This is a genomic window from Pseudomonas sp. NPDC077451 (assembly GCF_044543345.1).
GTDB lineage: Bacteria > Pseudomonadota > Gammaproteobacteria > Pseudomonadales > Pseudomonadaceae > Stutzerimonas.
Map to the genome: position 1 here is coordinate 210,382 of NZ_JBITVX010000008.1, position 18,082 is coordinate 228,463.

The following is an 18,082-nucleotide window of genomic DNA, read 5'->3' on the forward strand; positions in this document are numbered from 1 at the left end:
CACCGCGGCGCTTATTCAGTCATTGCCCCGCCACCCGCGGTAGGGGAAAATGGCCGCCTTTTTCCGCCCCCTTCGTTTCAGAAGCTACCCCGCAGGAGATTCAGCGATGCCCAGCCGTCGTGAGCGAGCCAATGCCATCCGCGCCCTCAGCATGGATGCCGTGCAGAAAGCCAACAGCGGCCACCCGGGTGCCCCCATGGGCATGGCGGACATCGCTGAGGTCCTCTGGCGAGACCATTTGAAGCACAGCCCGACCAACCCGCAGTGGGCCGACCGCGACCGCTTCGTGCTGTCCAACGGCCACGGCTCGATGCTGATCTACTCCTTGTTGCACCTGACCGGTTACGACCTGTCCATCGACGACCTGAAGAACTTCCGGCAATTGCACAGCAAAACCCCGGGCCATCCCGAGTTCGGCTACACCGCAGGTGTCGAGACCACCACCGGCCCGCTGGGCCAGGGTCTGGCCAATGCCGTCGGTTTCGCCTTGGCTGAAAAGGTCATGGCCGCGCAGTTCAACCGCGACGGGCACAACATCGTCGATCACCACACCTATGTGTTCATGGGCGACGGCTGTCTGATGGAAGGCATTTCCCATGAAGTCTGCTCACTGGCAGGCACGCTGGGCCTGAACAAGCTCATCGGCTTCTATGACGACAACGGCATTTCCATCGATGGCGAAGTGCATGGCTGGTTTACCGACGATACCCCGCGACGCTTCGAAGCCTACGGCTGGCAGGTGATTCGCAACGTTGACGGCCATGACGCCGAGGAAATCCAGATCGCCCTGGAGACCGCGCGCAAGAGCGACCGCCCGACACTGATCTGCTGCAAGACCGTCATCGGCTTCGGTTCGCCGAACAAGCAGGGCAAGGAAGAATCCCACGGCGCCGCCCTGGGTGATGCGGAAATCGCCCTGACCCGCGAAGCGCTGGGCTGGAATCACGGCCCGTTCGAGATTCCCGCCGAGATTTACGCCGAGTGGGACGCCAAGCAGAAGGGCGCCGACGCGGAAAACGAGTGGAACAAGCGTTTCGCCGTCTATGAAACCGAATTCCCGGCACTGGCGTCCGAGTTCAAGCGGCGCATGGCGGGCGAGTTGCCGGCCGATTTCGCCGAAAAGGCCAGCGAGTTCATTCGCGAAGTCGCCACCAAGGGCGAAACCATTGCCAGCCGCAAGGCCAGCCAGAACTGCCTGAATGCCTTCGGCCCGCTGCTGCCGGAACTGCTTGGCGGTTCGGCGGATCTCGCTGGTTCCAACCTGACCCTGTGGAAAGGCTGCAAGCCGGTGGTCGCCGAGGATGCCTCGGGCAACTACATGTACTACGGCGTGCGCGAGTTCGGCATGAGCGCCATCATGAACGGCGTCGCCCTTCACGGCGGCCTGATTCCCTACGGCGCAACCTTCCTGATGTTCATGGAATACGCACGCAACGCCGTGCGCATGTCGGCGCTGATGAAGCAGCGTGTGCTCTACGTCTTCACCCATGACTCCATTGGCCTTGGCGAAGACGGCCCGACTCACCAGCCGATCGAGCAGCTCACCAGCCTGCGCACCACGCCGAACCTGGATACCTGGCGTCCGGCCGACACAGTCGAATCTGCGGTCGCCTGGAAGCATGCGGTCGAACGCAAGGATGGCCCGAGCGCGCTGATCTTCTCGCGCCAGAACCTGCCGTATCACATCCGCGACAACGAAACCGAGGCGTCCATTGCCAAGGGTGGTTACATCCTAAAGAACTGCGTCGGCGAGCCGGAGCTGATCCTCATTTCCACCGGTTCGGAAGTTGGGCTAGCCGTTCAGGCCTACGACAAGCTGACTGAGCAGGGCCGCAACGTGCGTGTCGTCTCGATGCCGTGCACCAGCGTCTTCGATGCCCAGGATGCGTCCTGGAAGCAGCACGTGCTGCCGGTAGAAGTCGGCGCGCGCATCGCTATCGAAGCAGCGCACGCGGACTACTGGTACAAGTACGTCGGCCTCGACGGCCGCATTATCGGCATGACCACCTACGGCGAGTCGGCCCCGGCTGGTCAGCTGTTCGAGGAGTTCGGCTTTACGGTCGACAACATCCTTGCGGTGGCTGAAGAGCTGCTGGAAGACTGATAGCTAAGCTGGGAGCTGGAGGCTTGAGTAAGGGCTTCCAGCTCAGGTTTGCGAGATCACAGCAGCTGAGAAGTGGCGGCTCAACATCGGGGTGGTGGCGGCATGAGCCATTTCGAGTGTCTGGCTTCCAGCTTCCAGCTCGCATAAGGCGAGCCGCGAATGCCCCGAACTGTCCCCTACCGCATTGCCCTCAACGGCTACGGTCGCATTGGTCGCTGCGTGTTGCGTGCCTTCTACGAGCGCAACGCGGCCTTCGATTTCGAGATCGTCGCCCTCAACGACCTCGCCGACATGGCCAGTCTTGAGTACCTCACCCGTTTCGACTCTACCCATGGCCGCTTTCCCGGCGACGTGGCGGTGGAAGGCGATTGTCTGCATCTTAACGGCCACTGCGTAAAGGTCTTGCGCGAGTCGACGCCAGAAGCGGTCGATTGGCGCGATCTGGGTGTGGACCTCGTGCTCGAGTGTTCCGGTGCCTACAACACGCGTGCCGGCGGGGAGCGCTTTCTTGCGGCTGGTGTTCCACGCGTGTTGTTTTCGCAACCCATGAGCGGGGCAGCTGATGTCGATGCCACGGTGGTCATGGGCATCAACCATGAGCAGCTGACGGGAGCCGAACGACTGGTCTCCAACGCGTCCTGCACTACCAACTGTGGCGTACCGCTGCTCAAGCTGCTCAACGATGCCATCGGGCTCGATTACGTCTCGATCACCACGATTCACTCGGCGATGAACGATCAGCCGGTCATCGACGCCTATCACCACGATGATCTGCGCCGCACGCGGTCGGCCTTCCAGTCGGTGATCCCTGTGTCGACCGGTCTGGCAAAAGGAATCGAACGCCTGCTGCCGGAACTCTCGGGGCGGATTCAGGCCAAAGCCGTGCGGGTGCCGACGGTGAACGTGTCCTGTCTGGATATCACCGTGCAGACCTCCCGCGATACGGATGCGCCAACGATCAATCGGATTCTGCGGGAAGCCGCGCTATCCGGCCCGCTGAAAGGCCTGCTCGCCTATACCGAGCTGCCCCACGCCAGCTGTGATTTCAACCACGACCCGCATTCTGCGATCGTCGATGGCAGCCTGACGCGCGCCTCCGGGCCGCGGCTGGTGAACTTGCTGGCCTGGTTCGACAACGAGTGGGGTTTCGCCAACCGCATGCTGGACGTGGCCGATCATTATTTGCGCGTCGCCCACCGCGCCTAACCGTCACTGTCTGGCGGGCTTTACCTGGCCGGCCGCAGCTTACAAATATCGCCGTTCTTGAACTTAAGGAAGATCACATGACCGTTTTGAAGATGACCGACCTCGACCTCCAGGGCAAGCGCGTGCTGATCCGTGAGGATCTCAACGTGCCGGTGAAGGATGGCGCGGTTAAAAGCGATGCGCGCATCCTTGCTTCGCTGCCAACCATCAAGCTGGCGCTGGAAAAGGGCGCAGCGGTGATGGTCTGCTCACACCTGGGCCGTCCGGAAGAGGGCGTCTACAGCGAGGAAGACAGCCTCAAGCCGGTCGCTGATTACCTGAGCAAGGCGCTCGATCGCGAAGTCCCGCTGGTCAAGGATTACCTGAACGGCGTCCAGGTGCAGGCGGGTGAGCTGGTGCTGCTGGAGAACGTGCGTTTCAACAAGGGTGAAAAGAAGAACACCGACGAGCTGGCGCAGCAATACGCGGCGCTGTGCGATGTGTTCGTCATGGACGCCTTCGGCACTGCGCATCGCGCCCAGGGTTCGACCCACGGCGTGGCAAAATTCGCCAAGGTGGCCTGTGCCGGCCCGCTGCTCGCAGCCGAGCTGGATGCCCTGGGCAAAGCGCTGAAGAGCCCCGCTCAGCCGATGGCAGCCATCGTCGCCGGCTCCAAAGTCTCCACCAAGCTGGACGTGCTCAACAGCCTGAGCCAGGTCTGCAACCAGCTGATCGTCGGCGGTGGTATCGCTAACACCTTCCTCGCTGCGGCCGGTTTCCCGGTGGGCAAGTCGTTGTACGAAGCCGATCTGGTCGAAACCGCCAAGGCCATCGCCGCCAAGGTCAGCGTGCCGCTGCCGGTCGACGTGGTCGTGGCCAAGGCTTTCGCTGAAGATGCCGAAGCCACCGTCAAGGCAGTCGCGGACGTCGCCGAAGACGACATGATCCTCGACATCGGCCCGCAGACCGCAGCCAATTTCGCCGAACTGCTGAAGTCGTCGAAGACCATCCTGTGGAACGGCCCGGTCGGTGTGTTCGAGTTCGATCAGTTTGGCAACGGCACCAAGGTGCTGGCTCAGGCCATCGCGCAAAGCCCGGCATTCTCTATCGCTGGCGGCGGCGACACGCTGGCGGCTATCGATAAGTATGGCGTGAGCGAACAGATTTCCTACATTTCTACCGGCGGCGGTGCTTTCCTCGAGTTCGTCGAAGGTAAGGTTCTGCCTGCTGTGGAAGTGCTGGAGCAGCGCGCAAAGTAAAACGGCTGATGGCCTTTTGTCGTTACAAGCGTAACGGCAAAGGCAACCCCTGCGACTGGTTGCTGTCTCTGTTCTGTCCAGACGAGGAATGGAGACTCACCATGCGTTACGCCGCAATAGCTGTTTGCTGTCTTGGCCTGGCCGGTTGTGCCGGAGGTTCACCAGACTCGCTCTGTGAAGTGATCGACCCGCCACCAGTACAAAGCCCGACCGCGCAGAACGATCAGCGCATTGAGATGCAGAGCACTGGCGACCCGACTGCAGGCACCGCTGCCGATGTCCAGGACTGTTCCTGAGCCCGCTAGGAGAACCGATGAAAGGCCTGCTCATTTCGATTGCTGCATTACTTCTTGCCGGGTGCGGCCACTGGCAATCCGGCCCGGACGCCCCCTTCGTAGGCTGGAAGTGCCAGAGTAAGCAGAACATTGCCTGGCGCTATGCTGATGAAAGCCGCCAGATGGTGGAGCTGAAAATCGGAGACAGTCAGCAAGTCCATAGGTTGCGCAAGGAACCCGTGACCCGTGGTGCTTTCTATAGCGATGGCGTTGTGGCCTTCCACGACAAGGGGACAGGCGCGCTGGTCTATCGCCTGGCGGATGACAAGCTGCTCGCCCATGGTTGCAGCGCGTCGTTGATCAACATCTGATCGAAAAGGCGGGCGATTACCCTGTTTTGCGGCGTTTTCGCCGGGCCTGATGGCTTTTGAGCCGTCCACCACTACAATGCCGCGCCATACCGCGCGGTGCTTGAACAGCGCCGGCCCCTGCGGCAGGCTTTACATGATTAAACGACCCTAACCGGGAGAAAGGAAAACATGGCACTCATCAGCATGCGCCAGATGCTCGACCACGCCGCCGAATTCGGCTACGGCGTGCCGGCCTTCAACGTAAACAACCTCGAGCAGATGCGAGCCATCATGGAAGCGGCCGACAAGACCGACTCCCCGGTGATCGTCCAGGCTTCGGCCGGTGCTCGTAAATACGCAGGCGCACCGTTTCTGCGTCACCTGATCCTCGCGGCGGTAGAAGAATTCCCGCATATCCCGGTGGTCATGCACCAGGACCACGGCACCAGCCCTGACATTTGCCAGCGCTCCATCCAGCTGGGCTTCAGCTCAGTCATGATGGACGGCTCGCTGCGTGAAGACGGCAAGACGCCGTCCGATTACGAATACAATGTCCGCGTCACTCAGCAGACCGTCGCCTTCGCCCACGCCTGTGGCGTGTCGGTAGAAGGTGAGCTGGGATGCCTGGGCTCGCTGGAAACCGGCATGGCCGGTGAGGAAGACGGCGTCGGTGCCGAGGGCACCCTGGATCACAGCCAGCTGCTGACCGATCCGGAAGAAGCCGCTGACTTTGTCGCCAAGACCAAGGTCGATGCGCTGGCCATCGCCATCGGCACCAGCCACGGCGCCTACAAGTTCACCAAGCCGCCAACCGGTGACACCCTGTCGATCCAGCGCATCAAGGAGATCCATCAGCGCATCCCGGATACCCATCTGGTCATGCATGGCTCCTCCTCGGTCCCGCAGGAATGGCTGAAAATCATCAATGAGTACGGTGGTGACATCAAGGAAACCTACGGCGTGCCGGTTGAGGAAATCGTCGAAGGCATCAAGTACGGCGTGCGCAAGGTCAACATCGACACCGATCTGCGTCTCGCCTCCACCGGTGCGATCCGCGAATTCATGGCGAAGAACCCCAGCGAATTCGACCCACGCAAGTACCTGGCGAAGACCGTAACTGCGATGCGCGACATCTGCATTGCCCGTTACGAAGCTTTCGGTACCGCCGGCAACGCGTCGAAGATCAAACCGATCTCCCTGGACGCGATGTTCGAGCGTTATGCGCGCGGCGAACTCGACCCCAAGGTCAACTGAGTCGAAGCGTTGATGACGAGCCCGCCTAGTGCGGGCTCGTTGCGTTATGAGGGGGCTAAATCGGAGGGGGGCGCGGCTAGCTAGGCCAACAGCTGCTGGATCTGGCTACGCAAGGTGTCTAGCGAGAAAGGCTTGGCCAGAATCGGTGCGGAACGCGCGATGTCGCTGCCCGATTCGTAGATTTCGATTGGGTAGCCGCTGATGAAGATGACCTTGAGATCAGGGCGCAGCTTCAGTGCGGGTTCAGCGATCATCACCCCGGACACGCCGCCAGGAAGACGGAAGTCAGTTACCAGCAAATCAAGCTGCGGCTTTGTCGCCAAGATCTCGAAGGCCTGTGGCGCGCCTGCCGCCTCCAATACCTTATAGCCTTCGCCTGCGAGGTAATCAGACAGCAGGGCAAGAATGTGAGGTTCGTCCTCGACGAGTAAAACGACTTTATTGGGTGGTTGGCTCATCGGAGCGATTCTCGATGTGTTTCATGAACATAGTGCGGCGTGGGGTATTAATTCACGCGAATCAGCGTTGGAGCTAGCGCCGTACAGCAAGTTCAGCGATGTGCAGCCATCCGTCAACTGCTTGCTGTGCTTTTACGCGGTTTCCGCGGTTTCACATGCGTTGGCAATCGACAATCGTGCCGTTAGGCTCGCCTCTTCATCACCGGAGCTCGCTCATGCCTGACGAAAATCATCGTGCCATTTCAGAACTGACGTTGGACGATTACCGTACCAACGCCGAAGCGTTTCGCGAGGGCACCCGAGACCACGACGTCAGCCAGAACATCGACGCCTTGCTGCGGCATATCCAGGGTGAGCCGCCGCTGCGCATTCTCGATCTTGGCTGCGGGCCTGGGCGGGACCTCAAGGCATTCACCGAGCGAGGACATATTGCCGTTGGCGTCGATGGAGCCGAGCCCTTTGTCCGGATGGCGCGTGCCGATACCGGCTGCGAGGTATTGCACCAGAACTTCCTGGAGCTGGATCTGCCGAGCGGAACCTTTGACGGCATCTTTGCCAATGCCGTGCTGTTTCATCTGCCGAGCGGCGAAATCACTCATGTCTTGTCGAAGCTGCGCGAGGCGCTGCGTCCGTCAGGCGTGCTGTTTTGCTCAAATCCACGTGGCGACAATCAGGAAGGTTGGAGTGGTGCTCGCTACGGCACCTGGTACGACTGGCCGACTTGGCGGCGCTTACTGCAGTCCGTCGGGTTCATTGAATTGGAGCATTACTATCGCCCGCCTGGGCTGCCGCGCGAGCAACAGCCGTGGCTTGCAAGCGTCTGGCGCAAGGCTTGAGCGCAGGACAGCGAACTTCTATTTTTGTTCTTCAGCAACGCAGAATGCATGCCGTAAGCGTAACCGTCATGCGTTTTGCATGTGTACAAAACGCTATTATGTGACGTAAGTCTCTGAAATGATGCGGATTTTTGTGGTCGTCCGGTTGGCATGATCGATGCTCTAGCTAGGTACGCTGGAACATAACCGGAGTACACAATAATGATTGCCGCTGAAAAAGTTCTCTCTGCCGCGTTTCCCGAGTTCGAAGTCATCACCGCACCTCGTCCGGATGGTGGGCTTCTGCTAACGCTTCGTAACGATGATAGAGACGTCATCAAGCGGGCCCTGTCCAAAGGACAGACCCAGACCGACATTCAGCTGGAATGGGTCATCAGCTCGGTCCGCCGCGACCTCGCATTGGAAGCAGGAATGTCGCCAGCCATTGCCCGCTTGCAGAGCCAGAGCCGCACCGGGCTGCCCACCTACGAGTACGCCTGAGTCGCACCACAGGCCTGCACTGCCGCAGGCCTGTCGTTCCCAGACACACTCCCTTGTGCTGACGATCAGGCCGAAGAGCCCGAATGCAGCACAAACCTGATAGAGGAAATATCATGAACGCTATCGACTTATTGATTGATGACCACGAGAAAGTCAAAGACATCCTGACGCGCCTCAGCGATACCACCGAACGTGCGGTCAAGACCCGTACCGAGTTGCTGCAAAAGCTGGAGATGGAGGTGTCGATCCATACCCAGCTTGAAGAGCAGATTCTCTATCCAGCCTTCAAGGAGGCCGGCGGAAAAGAGGAAAAGACTATGTATCACGAGGCCAAGGAAGAGCACCGTGCGGTCGATTCGCTGGTGTTGCCTGATCTCAAGGCAACTGACCCGTCGACGCTTGAATTCTCCGGGCGCGTGAAAGTGTGCAAGGAGCTGCTCGAACATCACATCGAGGAAGAAGAGTCCGAGATGTTTCCTTCTGCGCGTGAACTGTTCAGCGAAGACAAGCTGAACGAGATGGGGCAGCAGATGGAAGCGCTCAAGACCCGCCTGAAGAAAGAATTTACTGCCAAACAGGCAGCTTGATTCAACGATACCGGGGCGCAATGCCCCGGTCTATCTGGGCCTACGAAAGCACTAGGCCTCGCTCGGCGCCTCGCTGATCTGCATCAACATCCCTGCTCAACGCTACTGTCAGGCTTGATGGCCTAGCGCTACCTGGTGGCGGTATTGCCTGCTCGTAGCGGGTCAAACGAAAGGAGCCACGCTTGGCGGCTTCAGAGTAGGTGGCGGATGGAAGACGAGCTAAAGGAATTGCTGAAGCGGATTGGTCTCGGACCTGAGGCGATCCGTACGCGCATGCGCTTTCTGGAGTGGCAACCAAGCGATGGCGCACGGTTGAACAGTGCAGCCGCCGATCTAGACGATGTGCATGCCAAGTTCATTGAGCGCCTCTACACCCACATGGCCGCCTTCGAGGTGCCGACGGCGCTGCTTGCCGATCCCCAGCGGCTCGTGCGACTCAAGCATAGCCAGCGAAGTTATTACGAGCGGTTGTGGAGTGGCCCATACGACCGTAGTTATGTAACGGACCGTCTGCTTGTCGGGCTGGTGCATCAGCGCGTGGGCGTCGACCTGGAGTGGTATCTGGGCGCCTATCGCCTGTATCTCAGCGACATGCTGGCGGAGTTAGTGGGTGATGCGCCGGGGTATGCCGTGTTCGACAGCCTGCTCAAGGCGGTGTTCTTCGACATGATTCTCGCGATTGACACCTACACGGTGGCGCAGCGTCAGGCCCTGGAAGACAGTGAAGCGCGCTTAGCCCGTGCCATGAGGGGCACCGAGGATGGCATCTGGGACTGGCACATCGATGCCGACCAGCTCTATCTCTCCGAACGCTGGATGGCCATGCTGGGCCTTTCCGCTGAGCCCGGATACACCAGCGACAGCTGGTTCAATCGGGTCCATCCGGATGATCTGGCGGGATTGCGCGAAGCCATTTCCGCGCACCTCGGTGGTCGCACGGCATCGTTGAACCATGAGTACCGCATTCAAACCCACTATGGCGAATATCTCTGGGTGCAGGTGCGCGGCGTGGTCGAGCATTGCGAACGCAGCGGGCGGCGCATGGCCGGCTCGCAAACCAATATCAGCGCACGCAAGATCGCCGAAAGTTGTCTGCACTACGCGGCCCGCCACGATTCGCTCACCGGGCTCGCGAATCGTCTGCATATGGATGAGCTCCTCAAGGCCGCGCAGCAGCGGGGCGGGGTTCGGGACTCAGCGCTGCTATTCGTCGATATTGATCGTTTCAAGCTGATCAATGACAGCCTGGGTCACCGTGTTGGCGATCAGGTCCTGGTGGAGGTTGCTCGACGCCTCTCCGGTTGCCTGCGCCCCGGTGATCATCTTGCCCGCTTCGGTGGCGATGAGTTCGTGGCGTTGCTGGGCGACCTTGCGTACGCCAGCGACGCCGAGCGCGTGGCGCAGCGCATGCTCAACGCGCTACGGGAACCTTTGCAACTGGATGAGCGAACACTTTCGCTCAGTGCCAGCATCGGTATCGCTCCGTTACAGCGTGACGGCAAACCGCTAGATGCATTGCAAGCCGCAGATTTGGCACTTTACTGCGCCAAGAACGCTGGCAAGAACCAGTTCGCTCTGTACTGCGAAGGGCTGCAGAGTACGGCGCAGCGTCAACTGGAGCTGCAAAGCAACTTGGCGCAGGCCCTCGAACGCAACGAATTCACGCTCTGCTATCAACCGATCTGCCGCCTGGTTGATGGGCAGGCCCATCTGGCCGGGGTTGAGGCACTGCTGCGCTGGCAGCATGACGGGCACTCGGTCGGCCCCCAGGAATTTATCCCGATACTCGAGGAGTCACGGGAGATCGTCCGGGTCGGCGAGTGGGTGTTGCGAGAGGCCTGTACGCAGGTGCGTCGCTGGCAGCAGGCCGGTCAGTCGCGGCTCTACTGCTCGGTGAACCTGTCGATTCGGCAGCTGCAGCAGGCCGATTTTATCCACCGTCTGGTCGCTGTACTCGGCGAGACGCAGCTGCCCGCTTCGAGCCTGGTGCTGGAGATTACCGAAACCCTGCTGATGCAGCACAGCGATGCGGTGCTGGCGACCTTGCAGGAAATCGCCGACCTTGGCGTGCGGCTGGCGCTGGATGACTTCGGTACCGGCTACTGCTCGCTAGGTTATTTGAAGCAGTTTCCCCTGCACATTCTCAAGGTCGACCGCAGTTTCATCGCGGGTGTGGCGGACGATGCCGACTCCGCGGTAATCAGTCGGGCCATCATCGGGTTGGGTCAGAGCCTCGGTCTGACGGTAGTCGCCGAGGGCGTTGAAGAGGCGAGCCATCTAGCCTTCCTCGAGGCCGAATGCTGCGAGTACGCCCAAGGTTATCTATTCAGCCGACCCCTGTCGGCTGAAGACCTACGACAGCACTTCCGCCATGACCATTGCGTCGACGGGCTTTGGCAGTTGGCCGTGTCGGCTTAGGTCGCCAGCCTATCGGCAGCTGCAGGCAGCCACTCGGAACCGTCGGGCGGCCTGGACACTGGGGCGGGGCACTCCGGGCTGTCTACAGGGTCAATTTTGATAAGGATTGACTCATGCCCGCAGGCTACTCGCGGGATAGATGCTTGGAGGTATTGATGCGATTGGCCTATCTGTGTGCCCCTGTTCTTGGCCTGGTCCTGGTGGGTTGTGGACAGGATGACGTTGATCGGGAGGTGGCGACGCCCGAACCTGCGATCGAAAAACCTGAGCCGCCCTTCACGGGTGCGCCACCCTCCAATGATGGAGAGGGTGCCGGTCCTGAAGCTGGTGCGCCACTGGCAACCGGTGCAGAGGGCAATATGGACACAGCGCCAGCGGATAACGGCAGCGGTCTGGGCACAGCGTCCGGCGCGGGTACGGCACCCAACACCACACGCGGCGCGTCAGGTGCCGCTCAGTAAATCCACGTTCAGCTTAAGCATGTGCAGTGTCCGCCACTTCGCGTAGTACACCGCACGGCAGGAGAATCGATATGAAATCCCGACTGATTGCCATGACCGCCGCACTTCCACTCGCCCTGACACTGGTCGGCTGCTCGCCGGACGAAGAGCCGTCAGCCCTGCGCAACAATGAACGAAATCAGCAGGAATTTCAGAACACTGCGACCGACCCGGCCGGGCCTCGTGAACTATCGCCGCCGTCCAACTTGGCCAACGAGTAGCTAGGCGTATTGCGCGGCGGCGTACCCTGAAGCCCAGGCCCACTGGAAGTTGAAGCCGCCAAGGTGGCCGGTCACGTCCAGAACTTCACCAACGAAATACAGGCCTGGTGATTTCTGCGACTCCATCGTCTTGGATGACACTTCCTTCGTATCCACGCCGCCGAGGGTCACCTCGGCCGTCCGATAGCCCTCGGTGCCTGCTGGCACCAGGCGCCAGCAACCCAATTGCTCGGCGATTTCGATCAGCTCGTTGGCCGAATACTGCTTCAACGGCTTAGAGACGAACCAGTGTTCTGCCAGAAGTCCGGCCATCTTGCGGGTGAACAGTTCGCCGAGCAGGGTTTTCAGTTCGGTATTGGGGCGCTCGCGGCATTGCTCGTCCAGCCACTCGCTCAGGTTCAGATGCGGCAACAGGTTGATCTCGATGGCATCGCCCGGCTCCCAGTAGGAGGAGACCTGCAGAATCGCCGGACCGGACAGCCCGCGATGGGTGAACAGAATGTTTTCGCGGAAGGTTTGGCCGTTGCAGCTGACCAGGCAATCCTCGACTGAAGTCCCCGACAGCGCCTCGCACATCGACTTCAATTGTGGCTCGGTGATGGTGAAGGGCACCAAGCCTGCACGGGTCGGCAGCACGGTGTGACCGAACTGCCGCGCCACTTGATAACCGAATCCGCTCGCACCGAGGGTCGGGATCGACAAGCCGCCTGTGGCGATCACCAGCGACTGGCAGGTTACCGGTCCTGCATCGGTCAGCAGCTGGTAGCCACCATCCGCTTTGTCTATGGTTTGTACGGCCGTCTCGAGTCGCAAGTCGACGCCGGCCTGCTCGCACTCGTCCAGCAGCATAGCCAGGATGTCGCTCGCCTTGTTATCGCAGAACAGCTGGCCCAGCTTCTTCTCGTGGTAGGGCACGCCGTGACGGCTGACCAGCTCGATGAAGTCCCACTGGGTATAACGGGCGAGCGCGGATTTGCAGAAATGCGGATTGCCGGAAAGGAAGTTGGCCGGCTCGGTGTAGAGGTTGGTGAAGTTGCAGCGGCCACCGCCCGACATGAGGATCTTTTTGCCGGCCTTGTTCGCGTGGTCGATGAGCAGGACCCGTCTGCCCCGGGCGGCGGCTGTGAAGGCGCACATCAGCCCGGCAGCCCCTGCGCCGATTACTACCACGTCCGTCTGCACTGCCAGCTACCTCGCCCGGAAAATGCGCGATGGTACTCCTGCCGCTCGCTGGCTGCAGCTCGGTGTTCCCGCATCCGACGAGCCGGGCATCCCAAACGGCGCTGGTTGTGATTAGCTAGCGATGGTGGCGCTTCGCCATGAGTGTGCGGGAGAGCGCGTTGACAAGAATAAAAAAAATTATGGTTGGAATGCTGCTGTCGACCAGTGCGTCGGTTTCTGCCGAAGTGTTGAGACTGGCAGGTGATGCCTGGCCGCCGTACACGGACCAAACCTTGCCCGGCGACGGGTTGTCGGTCGAGCTTATCCGCACGGCGCTTGGTCGAGCGGGTTATGACGTCACCTACACCGAGGTGCCTTGGGAGCGGGCGGTGCTGGGGTTACAGCAAGGCAAGTACGACATCATCAACGACTGGTTCACGACCCGGCACGCAGACTACGCAACGTACAGTCGTCCCTTCCTGAGCAACCGGGTGCGTTGGGTACAGCGGCAGGGTGCAGGCATCCGCTATGAGGGACGTGAAAGTCTGCGCACTTATGACATCGTGCTGACCAATGGTTATGCCTATAGCGATGAGCTGGCAGACGATTCAACACTCAACAAAGGCTACGCCAATAACTTCGTGCAGGCGGCTCGAATGCTGCTGGCCGATCGCGCTGATCTGGCCCTTGAGGACGAGCGTACTGTGCTGTTTCACTTCAACGGCTCGCTCAAGGATGTGAGTGATGGGCTGAGTTTCGTACCGGGTGAATTCAGCATTCGCGATCTGTCGCTGGTGGTGCGTAATGATCATCCGCAGCAGGCTGCAATCATTGCGGCCTTCAACCGCGAGATCGAGGCGATGGTCGAGGATGGCACCTACGCGGCTATCTTTGCGCGTCATGGTCTCCCTTCGCCGAATTCGCTGCCTCAGCCTTGAGGCTGCGGAGGTTGCCGCAGCAGGTGCGCGGCCATGCTGCGTAGTGGTGCTAGCTGTCGGCAGATCAGTCCCAGCTGGGTCTGCAGCAGACGATGGCTATCGTCGAGGTCTTCCGAGGTCTGCTCCAGCTGTTGCGCCAGCGCTTCTTCTGCTTCGCTGTAAACGGCAACCGGTTGGTTGTGTTGCAGCCCGTTGGCCAGCTCGTCGAGGCTGCTCGCCAATTGCTGTGCCGCGCTTTCCAGCATTTCGTCACGCGCATCGTCGGGAAGACTCTCGCGGTGGGCGCCCAAGCCCGATAGGTAGTTGAGCAGCGTGTGCGAGAGGATCAAGAAGCGGAAGCCGGTTTCCGCGTCCTTACGGAAATGCCCAGGTTCCAGGAGCATGTTCGACAAGGTGGTGGAGAGCGCCGCGTCGGCGTTGTGTGCGTTGCGCCGCGCCAGGCGATACGCCAGATCATCACGCTTACCGCTTTCGTACTGGGTCATGATTTGCCGTAGATAGTCGGCGCTACGCGCGAGCGTATTGGCGACGACCTGATTGAGGCGCCGGCCCTGCCAGTCCGGCAGTACGAAGAACACGGCGGCCGCCGCGATCAGGCTGCCCAGGATGGTGTCGACCAGCCGAGGCCAGAACAGCCCGTAACCGTCACCCACCTGATTGAAACAGAACAGTACCAGCAGCGTGATCGCCGCAGTCGCTAGGGTGTAGCGGCTGCTGCGAGTGGCGAAGAACACGACGCCTGCGATCACGGCGAACAGCGCCTGTATCTGCTGGCTGGGAAACAGATCGAACAGCGCCCAGCCAACAGCCAGGCCGAGTGCCGTGCCCGTCACGCGCTGGACCAGCTTGATCCGCGTGGCGCCGTAGTTGGGCTGGCAGACGAACACCGTCGTCAGCAATACCCAATAACCCTGTTCGGGGTGGATCGTGTGGAGCACGGCATAGCCACAAAGCAGCGCCAAACTCATGCGCAGGGCATGGCGGAACAGCAGCGAGGTGGGTGTCAGCTGCAAGCGGATACGGTTGAACGCATCACGCAACGATTGTGGCTGCCGATCCAGCAGGCTGCTGTCCTGTTCCCCTTCCAGGGCATCGGGGTTGGTCGCCGTGGACAGCTGGCGCTGCATGGTCGCTAGGTTGCCGGACAATGCCCGCAGTGAGCGCAACAGCCCGCGCCACGCCGGGTTGCTCTGCAGCCGCAGGTGTTCGAGCGACGACTCCAGGTCCGCCAGTGCCTGTGCATTGGCTTCGCTGTAGCGAAACGGCTGACGCAGCTGGACGGCATTGGCCAGGTCCACGCAAGCCAAGCCCTGCAAGCGCAGCAGCCTGCCGCAACGAAACAGCACGTCGCTGTGAAAGAACGCCTCGGCCAGCTCCTGGTAAGGATAGTGCGAGGAGCTGACGCGCTCGTGCAGGTCTTGTGCAAGGAAGTAGAGCTTGAGGTAGTGGCTGATCTTCGCTCCGGGCCGACCATTGCCCAGGCGATGCAGCAGGGTTTCTTTGGTGGCGTTCAGCGCGCTTACCACCCGACCGTTCTGCTGCGCCAGTTGCAGGCGACGTTCTTCCACATCCAGCTGGCGCACCGGCTCGAACAGAGCGGCCTTGAGTTTGTAGTACTGCCCCAGCTCCCGGTACAGGCGAGCCAGACTTTGCTGTACGGGCTGGTGCGCAAAGAGCGCATTCCAGACGACGGAAAGCAGGCCGTACCAGGTCGCGCCCGCCAATAACAGCAGCGGGTCGCGCCAGGGATGCAGCGCCTCGCCGCCACGCTGGTCGGCTGCGATCATGCTGTAGATCGAGAGAATCAAGGTCGCCTGGGCGATGGTCGCGTAGCGTTCGCCTAGTGCACCGAGCATCACCAGGCCGAACGCTGCTGCCGCCATGCCGAGCGCGAAGAGCAGAGGGAAGGGGAACAGCAGCTGCACCGAAGCCGCGGCAATGCTGAAGCACAGCAGTGTGACCAGCAGGGCCGATAACCGCCCTAGCCAGCTGTCGTCGGTTTCCGCCAGGGCGCTGGCAATGACGCCGAGAAACAAGGGAATCGCCATCGATGGTTGGGAGAGGTACCAGCTCAATCCCATGCTGCCGGCCAGTGCGATCAGTACGCGAAGGCTGTAGCCGAACTTGTCCAGCGCCCAGAGCTGGCGCAGGGAATGGCTGAGCGAGGGTGAGCGCATAGAACGAGTCGGACCTGACTGGGAGAAGAGGAAGGTTGGACGCCAGCCGTTTGCTGACGTCACGGCAATCTAAGCAAAGCTTATACCGTCCACCCGTCTCGCATCACCGGAACGAAACCGCACGGTCATCGTTTAGCCGTATTCGTCTGGCTTCATTCATGCCGCTCCCTCCCATTCCTATAAAGAGGACACCGCATGAACCGTGAACACGATGCCAGCCGCCGCAGCCTGCTCAAAGGTGGCGCTATCACCGCCGCCGTCGTCGCCAGCACGCCGTTTCTCGGCACGCTCGAAGCCTTCGCAGCGCGTAACTCACAAGGACGCGGCGCCGGCCTGGTTCGCAGCAGCTACGGCCCGTTGCGTCCGACCAAGGACCTGAGCACCGGCCTGGAATTGCTCCAGCTGCCCGATGGATTCCAGTACAAGAGCTTTTCATGGACTGGCGACCTGATGGAAAACGGTCAGCCTGTCCCTACGTCGCATGACGGCATGGGCGTTATCGAGGTGCGTCGCGGCCAGCATGGCCCGGAAATCGTGCTGGTGCGTAACCATGAAGCCAGCACTGGCCCGCTGATCGACGCCACCGGCATCTACGATGACGTGACCCTCTCGAATGGGCTGCGTCCGGCCGGCGGCACTACCAACCTCTATGTCTCCCGCGACATCATGCAGCCGGTACGCACCCTGCCGAGCCTCGGCGGAACCCGAACCAACTGCGCCGGCGGTGTCACGCCTTGGGGCACCTGGTTGTCCTGTGAGGAAACCACCGCGGATTACAGCACTGTTGGTGGGCGCGCCCACGGCTACGTTTTCGAAGTGACTGCCGATCCAGCCCTGACGACCGGCGAGCCCATCATCCAGATGGGGCGCTTTGCCCATGAGGCGGTTGCAGTAGACCCGCGCAACAGCTATGTCTACCTGACCGAAGACGCCCGCAACCGTGCCGGTTACTACCGTTACATTCCCACCGATGCCAGCCAGCAACTGGGCTCGCTCGCCGTGGGCGGCATTCTGCAAGCCGCGCGGGTTCGCAACGTTGCGTTGGCCGATTTGCTGGCACCAAAACAAGGTGACAGCTATCAGTTGGAATGGGTCGAAGTGCCGAATCCAAACCTGGAGCCGCAGCCCGAGGGCAGTGGCCCGTTCGCGCAGGCGCGTCGGGCCGGCGGTCTGAGCATGAGCCGCGGCGAAGGCATTTGGTACAGCGAGGGCAAGCTCTACATTGTTGATACCAGCGCTGGAACTGATAGCCAAGGGCGTGCCGGTTACGGCAATGGTGCAGTTTGGGTGCATGATCTGGCCAATGACCGCTTGACCTGCATCTTCGCATCCACCGATGCCGAAATCGCCAACAACCCGGACAACATCACCGTCAGCCCGCGTGGCGGTGTGCTGCTCTGCGAAGACGGCGGTGGCGTGCAGGACGCCTTCGGCTTTGGCGAACGGCTGCTGGGCCTGACCACTGCGGGAGAGGCGTACATCTTCGCCAAGAACAACGTGGTGTTCGATGACGTCCAGGCCGCTGCAGCCGGCAAGAACGTGTCGGGTGGCGATTACCGCAGCCGCGAGTTCTGCGGTGCCTGCTTCGACCCGACCGGACACTTCCTGTTCGTCAACATCCAGACCCCCGGCATCACCTTTGCCATCTGGGGTCCCTGGGCTCGCGGTTCGCTGTAAGTCCAGTTCTGATGAGCCCGATCAGAAGGAGCTGATCGGACTTGTTTAGTTTGTAGGGTGGACGTCGCTTCTTACGTCCACCGTCGCTGGTGGATCGGAGAAGCGTGATCCACCCTTGTATCTCGACTACCACGCTATGTTGGGGTGATAGTTCCCGACTGATCATCGGGGGAAGGTCAGGAAGCCGTATCCACCCTTAGGC

17 protein-coding genes are annotated in these 18,082 nt (G+C 60.9%); 14 read left to right on the forward strand and 3 right to left on the reverse strand.

The features are described from left to right. The first annotated feature begins 106 nt into the window (after positions 1 to 106). The 6 genes from tkt to fba all read left to right on the forward strand — a co-directional run bounded on the left by tkt (position 107) and on the right by fba (position 6,427). The gene (gene tkt / locus ACIGHL_RS14805; RefSeq protein ID WP_128120362.1) at positions 107 to 2,104 is read left to right on the forward strand and encodes a transketolase; all 1,998 of its coding nucleotides are present in this window, start codon (positions 107 to 109) and stop codon (positions 2,102 to 2,104) included. A gap of 159 nt (positions 2,105 to 2,263) precedes the next feature. Next, positions 2,264 to 3,310 (forward strand): erythrose-4-phosphate dehydrogenase, encoded by a 1,047-nt coding sequence (epd, locus tag ACIGHL_RS14810; protein ID WP_128120361.1) that lies wholly within the window; start codon positions 2,264 to 2,266, stop codon positions 3,308 to 3,310. A gap of 77 nt (positions 3,311 to 3,387) precedes the next feature. Then, positions 3,388 to 4,548, forward strand: a complete 1,161-nt coding sequence (locus ACIGHL_RS14815; RefSeq protein WP_128120360.1) for a phosphoglycerate kinase — start codon at positions 3,388 to 3,390, stop codon at positions 4,546 to 4,548. A 101-nt stretch (positions 4,549 to 4,649) separates the two neighbouring features. Continuing rightward, complete coding sequence (locus tag ACIGHL_RS14820; protein WP_045431533.1) at positions 4,650 to 4,844, forward strand: hypothetical protein; 195 nt, start codon at positions 4,650 to 4,652, stop codon at positions 4,842 to 4,844. 17 nt (positions 4,845 to 4,861) lie between these two features. Next, on the forward strand, positions 4,862 to 5,194 hold the full coding sequence (locus tag ACIGHL_RS14825) for an MliC family protein (RefSeq protein ID WP_128120359.1): 333 nt from the start codon (positions 4,862 to 4,864) through the stop codon (positions 5,192 to 5,194). Positions 5,195 to 5,362: 168 nt separating this feature from the next. Next, a complete protein-coding gene (fba, locus tag ACIGHL_RS14830) occupies positions 5,363 to 6,427 on the forward strand; it encodes a class II fructose-bisphosphate aldolase (RefSeq protein WP_045423785.1) in 1,065 nt (354 codons plus the stop codon). 80 nt (positions 6,428 to 6,507) lie between these two features. On the opposite strand, the gene ACIGHL_RS14835 is transcribed toward fba, so the two are convergent. Next, a complete protein-coding gene (locus tag ACIGHL_RS14835) occupies positions 6,508 to 6,885 on the reverse strand; it encodes a response regulator (protein WP_128120358.1) in 378 nt (125 codons plus the stop codon). Between the two features lie 215 nt (positions 6,886 to 7,100). Here ACIGHL_RS14835 and ACIGHL_RS14840 point away from each other — a divergent pair, with 215 nt between their 5' ends. From ACIGHL_RS14840 to ACIGHL_RS14865, 6 genes are all read left to right on the forward strand, one after another. Next, positions 7,101 to 7,721, forward strand: coding sequence for a class I SAM-dependent methyltransferase (locus ACIGHL_RS14840; protein ID WP_128120357.1), 621 nt, complete (start codon positions 7,101 to 7,103; stop codon positions 7,719 to 7,721). Positions 7,722 to 7,922: 201 nt separating this feature from the next. After that, positions 7,923 to 8,201: a DUF3509 domain-containing protein gene (locus ACIGHL_RS14845; protein ID WP_045423791.1), complete on the forward strand. Its 279-nt coding sequence runs from the start codon at positions 7,923 to 7,925 to the stop codon at positions 8,199 to 8,201. 113 nt (positions 8,202 to 8,314) lie between these two features. Further along, complete coding sequence (locus tag ACIGHL_RS14850; RefSeq protein WP_128120356.1) at positions 8,315 to 8,788, forward strand: PA2171 family ribosome-binding persister protein; 474 nt, start codon at positions 8,315 to 8,317, stop codon at positions 8,786 to 8,788. Between the two features lie 207 nt (positions 8,789 to 8,995). After that, a complete protein-coding gene (locus ACIGHL_RS14855) occupies positions 8,996 to 11,206 on the forward strand; it encodes a putative bifunctional diguanylate cyclase/phosphodiesterase (RefSeq protein ID WP_128120355.1) in 2,211 nt (736 codons plus the stop codon). Between the two features lie 155 nt (positions 11,207 to 11,361). Continuing rightward, positions 11,362 to 11,667, forward strand: coding sequence for a hypothetical protein (locus ACIGHL_RS14860; protein ID WP_128120354.1), 306 nt, complete (start codon positions 11,362 to 11,364; stop codon positions 11,665 to 11,667). A gap of 71 nt (positions 11,668 to 11,738) precedes the next feature. Next, positions 11,739 to 11,927: a hypothetical protein gene (locus tag ACIGHL_RS14865; RefSeq protein ID WP_128120353.1), complete on the forward strand. Its 189-nt coding sequence runs from the start codon at positions 11,739 to 11,741 to the stop codon at positions 11,925 to 11,927. Here the strand turns inward: ACIGHL_RS14865 and ACIGHL_RS14870 are convergent, their stop codons facing one another. Then, positions 11,928 to 13,109: a BaiN/RdsA family NAD(P)/FAD-dependent oxidoreductase gene (locus ACIGHL_RS14870; RefSeq protein WP_128120352.1), complete on the reverse strand. Its 1,182-nt coding sequence runs from the start codon at positions 13,107 to 13,109 to the stop codon at positions 11,928 to 11,930. A 158-nt stretch (positions 13,110 to 13,267) separates the two neighbouring features. On the opposite strand from ACIGHL_RS14870, the gene ACIGHL_RS14875 reads away from it, so the two are divergent. After that, positions 13,268 to 14,026 (forward strand): substrate-binding periplasmic protein, encoded by a 759-nt coding sequence (locus ACIGHL_RS14875; protein ID WP_446697614.1) that lies wholly within the window; start codon positions 13,268 to 13,270, stop codon positions 14,024 to 14,026. Here the strand turns inward: ACIGHL_RS14875 and yccS are convergent. After that, the gene (yccS, locus tag ACIGHL_RS14880; RefSeq protein ID WP_128120351.1) at positions 14,017 to 16,203 is read right to left on the reverse strand and encodes a YccS family putative transporter; all 2,187 of its coding nucleotides are present in this window, start codon (positions 16,201 to 16,203) and stop codon (positions 14,017 to 14,019) included. The genes ACIGHL_RS14875 and yccS overlap by 10 nt on opposite strands. Before the next feature lie 195 nt (positions 16,204 to 16,398). On the opposite strand from yccS, the gene ACIGHL_RS14885 reads away from it, so the two are divergent. After that, positions 16,399 to 17,880, forward strand: coding sequence for a PhoX family protein (locus ACIGHL_RS14885; protein ID WP_128120350.1), 1,482 nt, complete (start codon positions 16,399 to 16,401; stop codon positions 17,878 to 17,880). Positions 17,881 to 18,082: the final 202 nt, after the last annotated feature.

Excerpts from the sequence above, each read along its gene's own strand:
- yccS (WP_128120351.1), bottom strand. The coding sequence starts at position 16,203 with ATGCGCTCACCCTCGCTCAGCCATTCCCTGCGCCAGCTCTGGGCGCTG.
- ACIGHL_RS14885 (WP_128120350.1), top strand. The coding sequence starts at position 16,399 with ATGAACCGTGAACACGATGCCAGCCGCCGCAGCCTGCTCAAAGGTGGC.
- ACIGHL_RS14825 (WP_128120359.1), top strand. The coding sequence starts at position 4,862 with ATGAAAGGCCTGCTCATTTCGATTGCTGCATTACTTCTTGCCGGGTGC.
- ACIGHL_RS14835 (WP_128120358.1), bottom strand. The coding sequence starts at position 6,885 with ATGAGCCAACCACCCAATAAAGTCGTTTTACTCGTCGAGGACGAACCT.
- tkt (WP_128120362.1), top strand. The coding sequence starts at position 107 with ATGCCCAGCCGTCGTGAGCGAGCCAATGCCATCCGCGCCCTCAGCATG.
- ACIGHL_RS14845 (WP_045423791.1), top strand. The coding sequence starts at position 7,923 with ATGATTGCCGCTGAAAAAGTTCTCTCTGCCGCGTTTCCCGAGTTCGAA.
- ACIGHL_RS14820 (WP_045431533.1), top strand. The coding sequence starts at position 4,650 with ATGCGTTACGCCGCAATAGCTGTTTGCTGTCTTGGCCTGGCCGGTTGT.
- epd (WP_128120361.1), top strand. The coding sequence starts at position 2,264 with ATGCCCCGAACTGTCCCCTACCGCATTGCCCTCAACGGCTACGGTCGC.
- ACIGHL_RS14815 (WP_128120360.1), top strand. The coding sequence starts at position 3,388 with ATGACCGTTTTGAAGATGACCGACCTCGACCTCCAGGGCAAGCGCGTG.
- ACIGHL_RS14840 (WP_128120357.1), top strand. The coding sequence starts at position 7,101 with ATGCCTGACGAAAATCATCGTGCCATTTCAGAACTGACGTTGGACGAT.
- ACIGHL_RS14865 (WP_128120353.1), top strand. The coding sequence starts at position 11,739 with ATGAAATCCCGACTGATTGCCATGACCGCCGCACTTCCACTCGCCCTG.
- ACIGHL_RS14850 (WP_128120356.1), top strand. The coding sequence starts at position 8,315 with ATGAACGCTATCGACTTATTGATTGATGACCACGAGAAAGTCAAAGAC.
- ACIGHL_RS14860 (WP_128120354.1), top strand. The coding sequence starts at position 11,362 with ATGCGATTGGCCTATCTGTGTGCCCCTGTTCTTGGCCTGGTCCTGGTG.
- ACIGHL_RS14855 (WP_128120355.1), top strand. The coding sequence starts at position 8,996 with ATGGAAGACGAGCTAAAGGAATTGCTGAAGCGGATTGGTCTCGGACCT.
- fba (WP_045423785.1), top strand. The coding sequence starts at position 5,363 with ATGGCACTCATCAGCATGCGCCAGATGCTCGACCACGCCGCCGAATTC.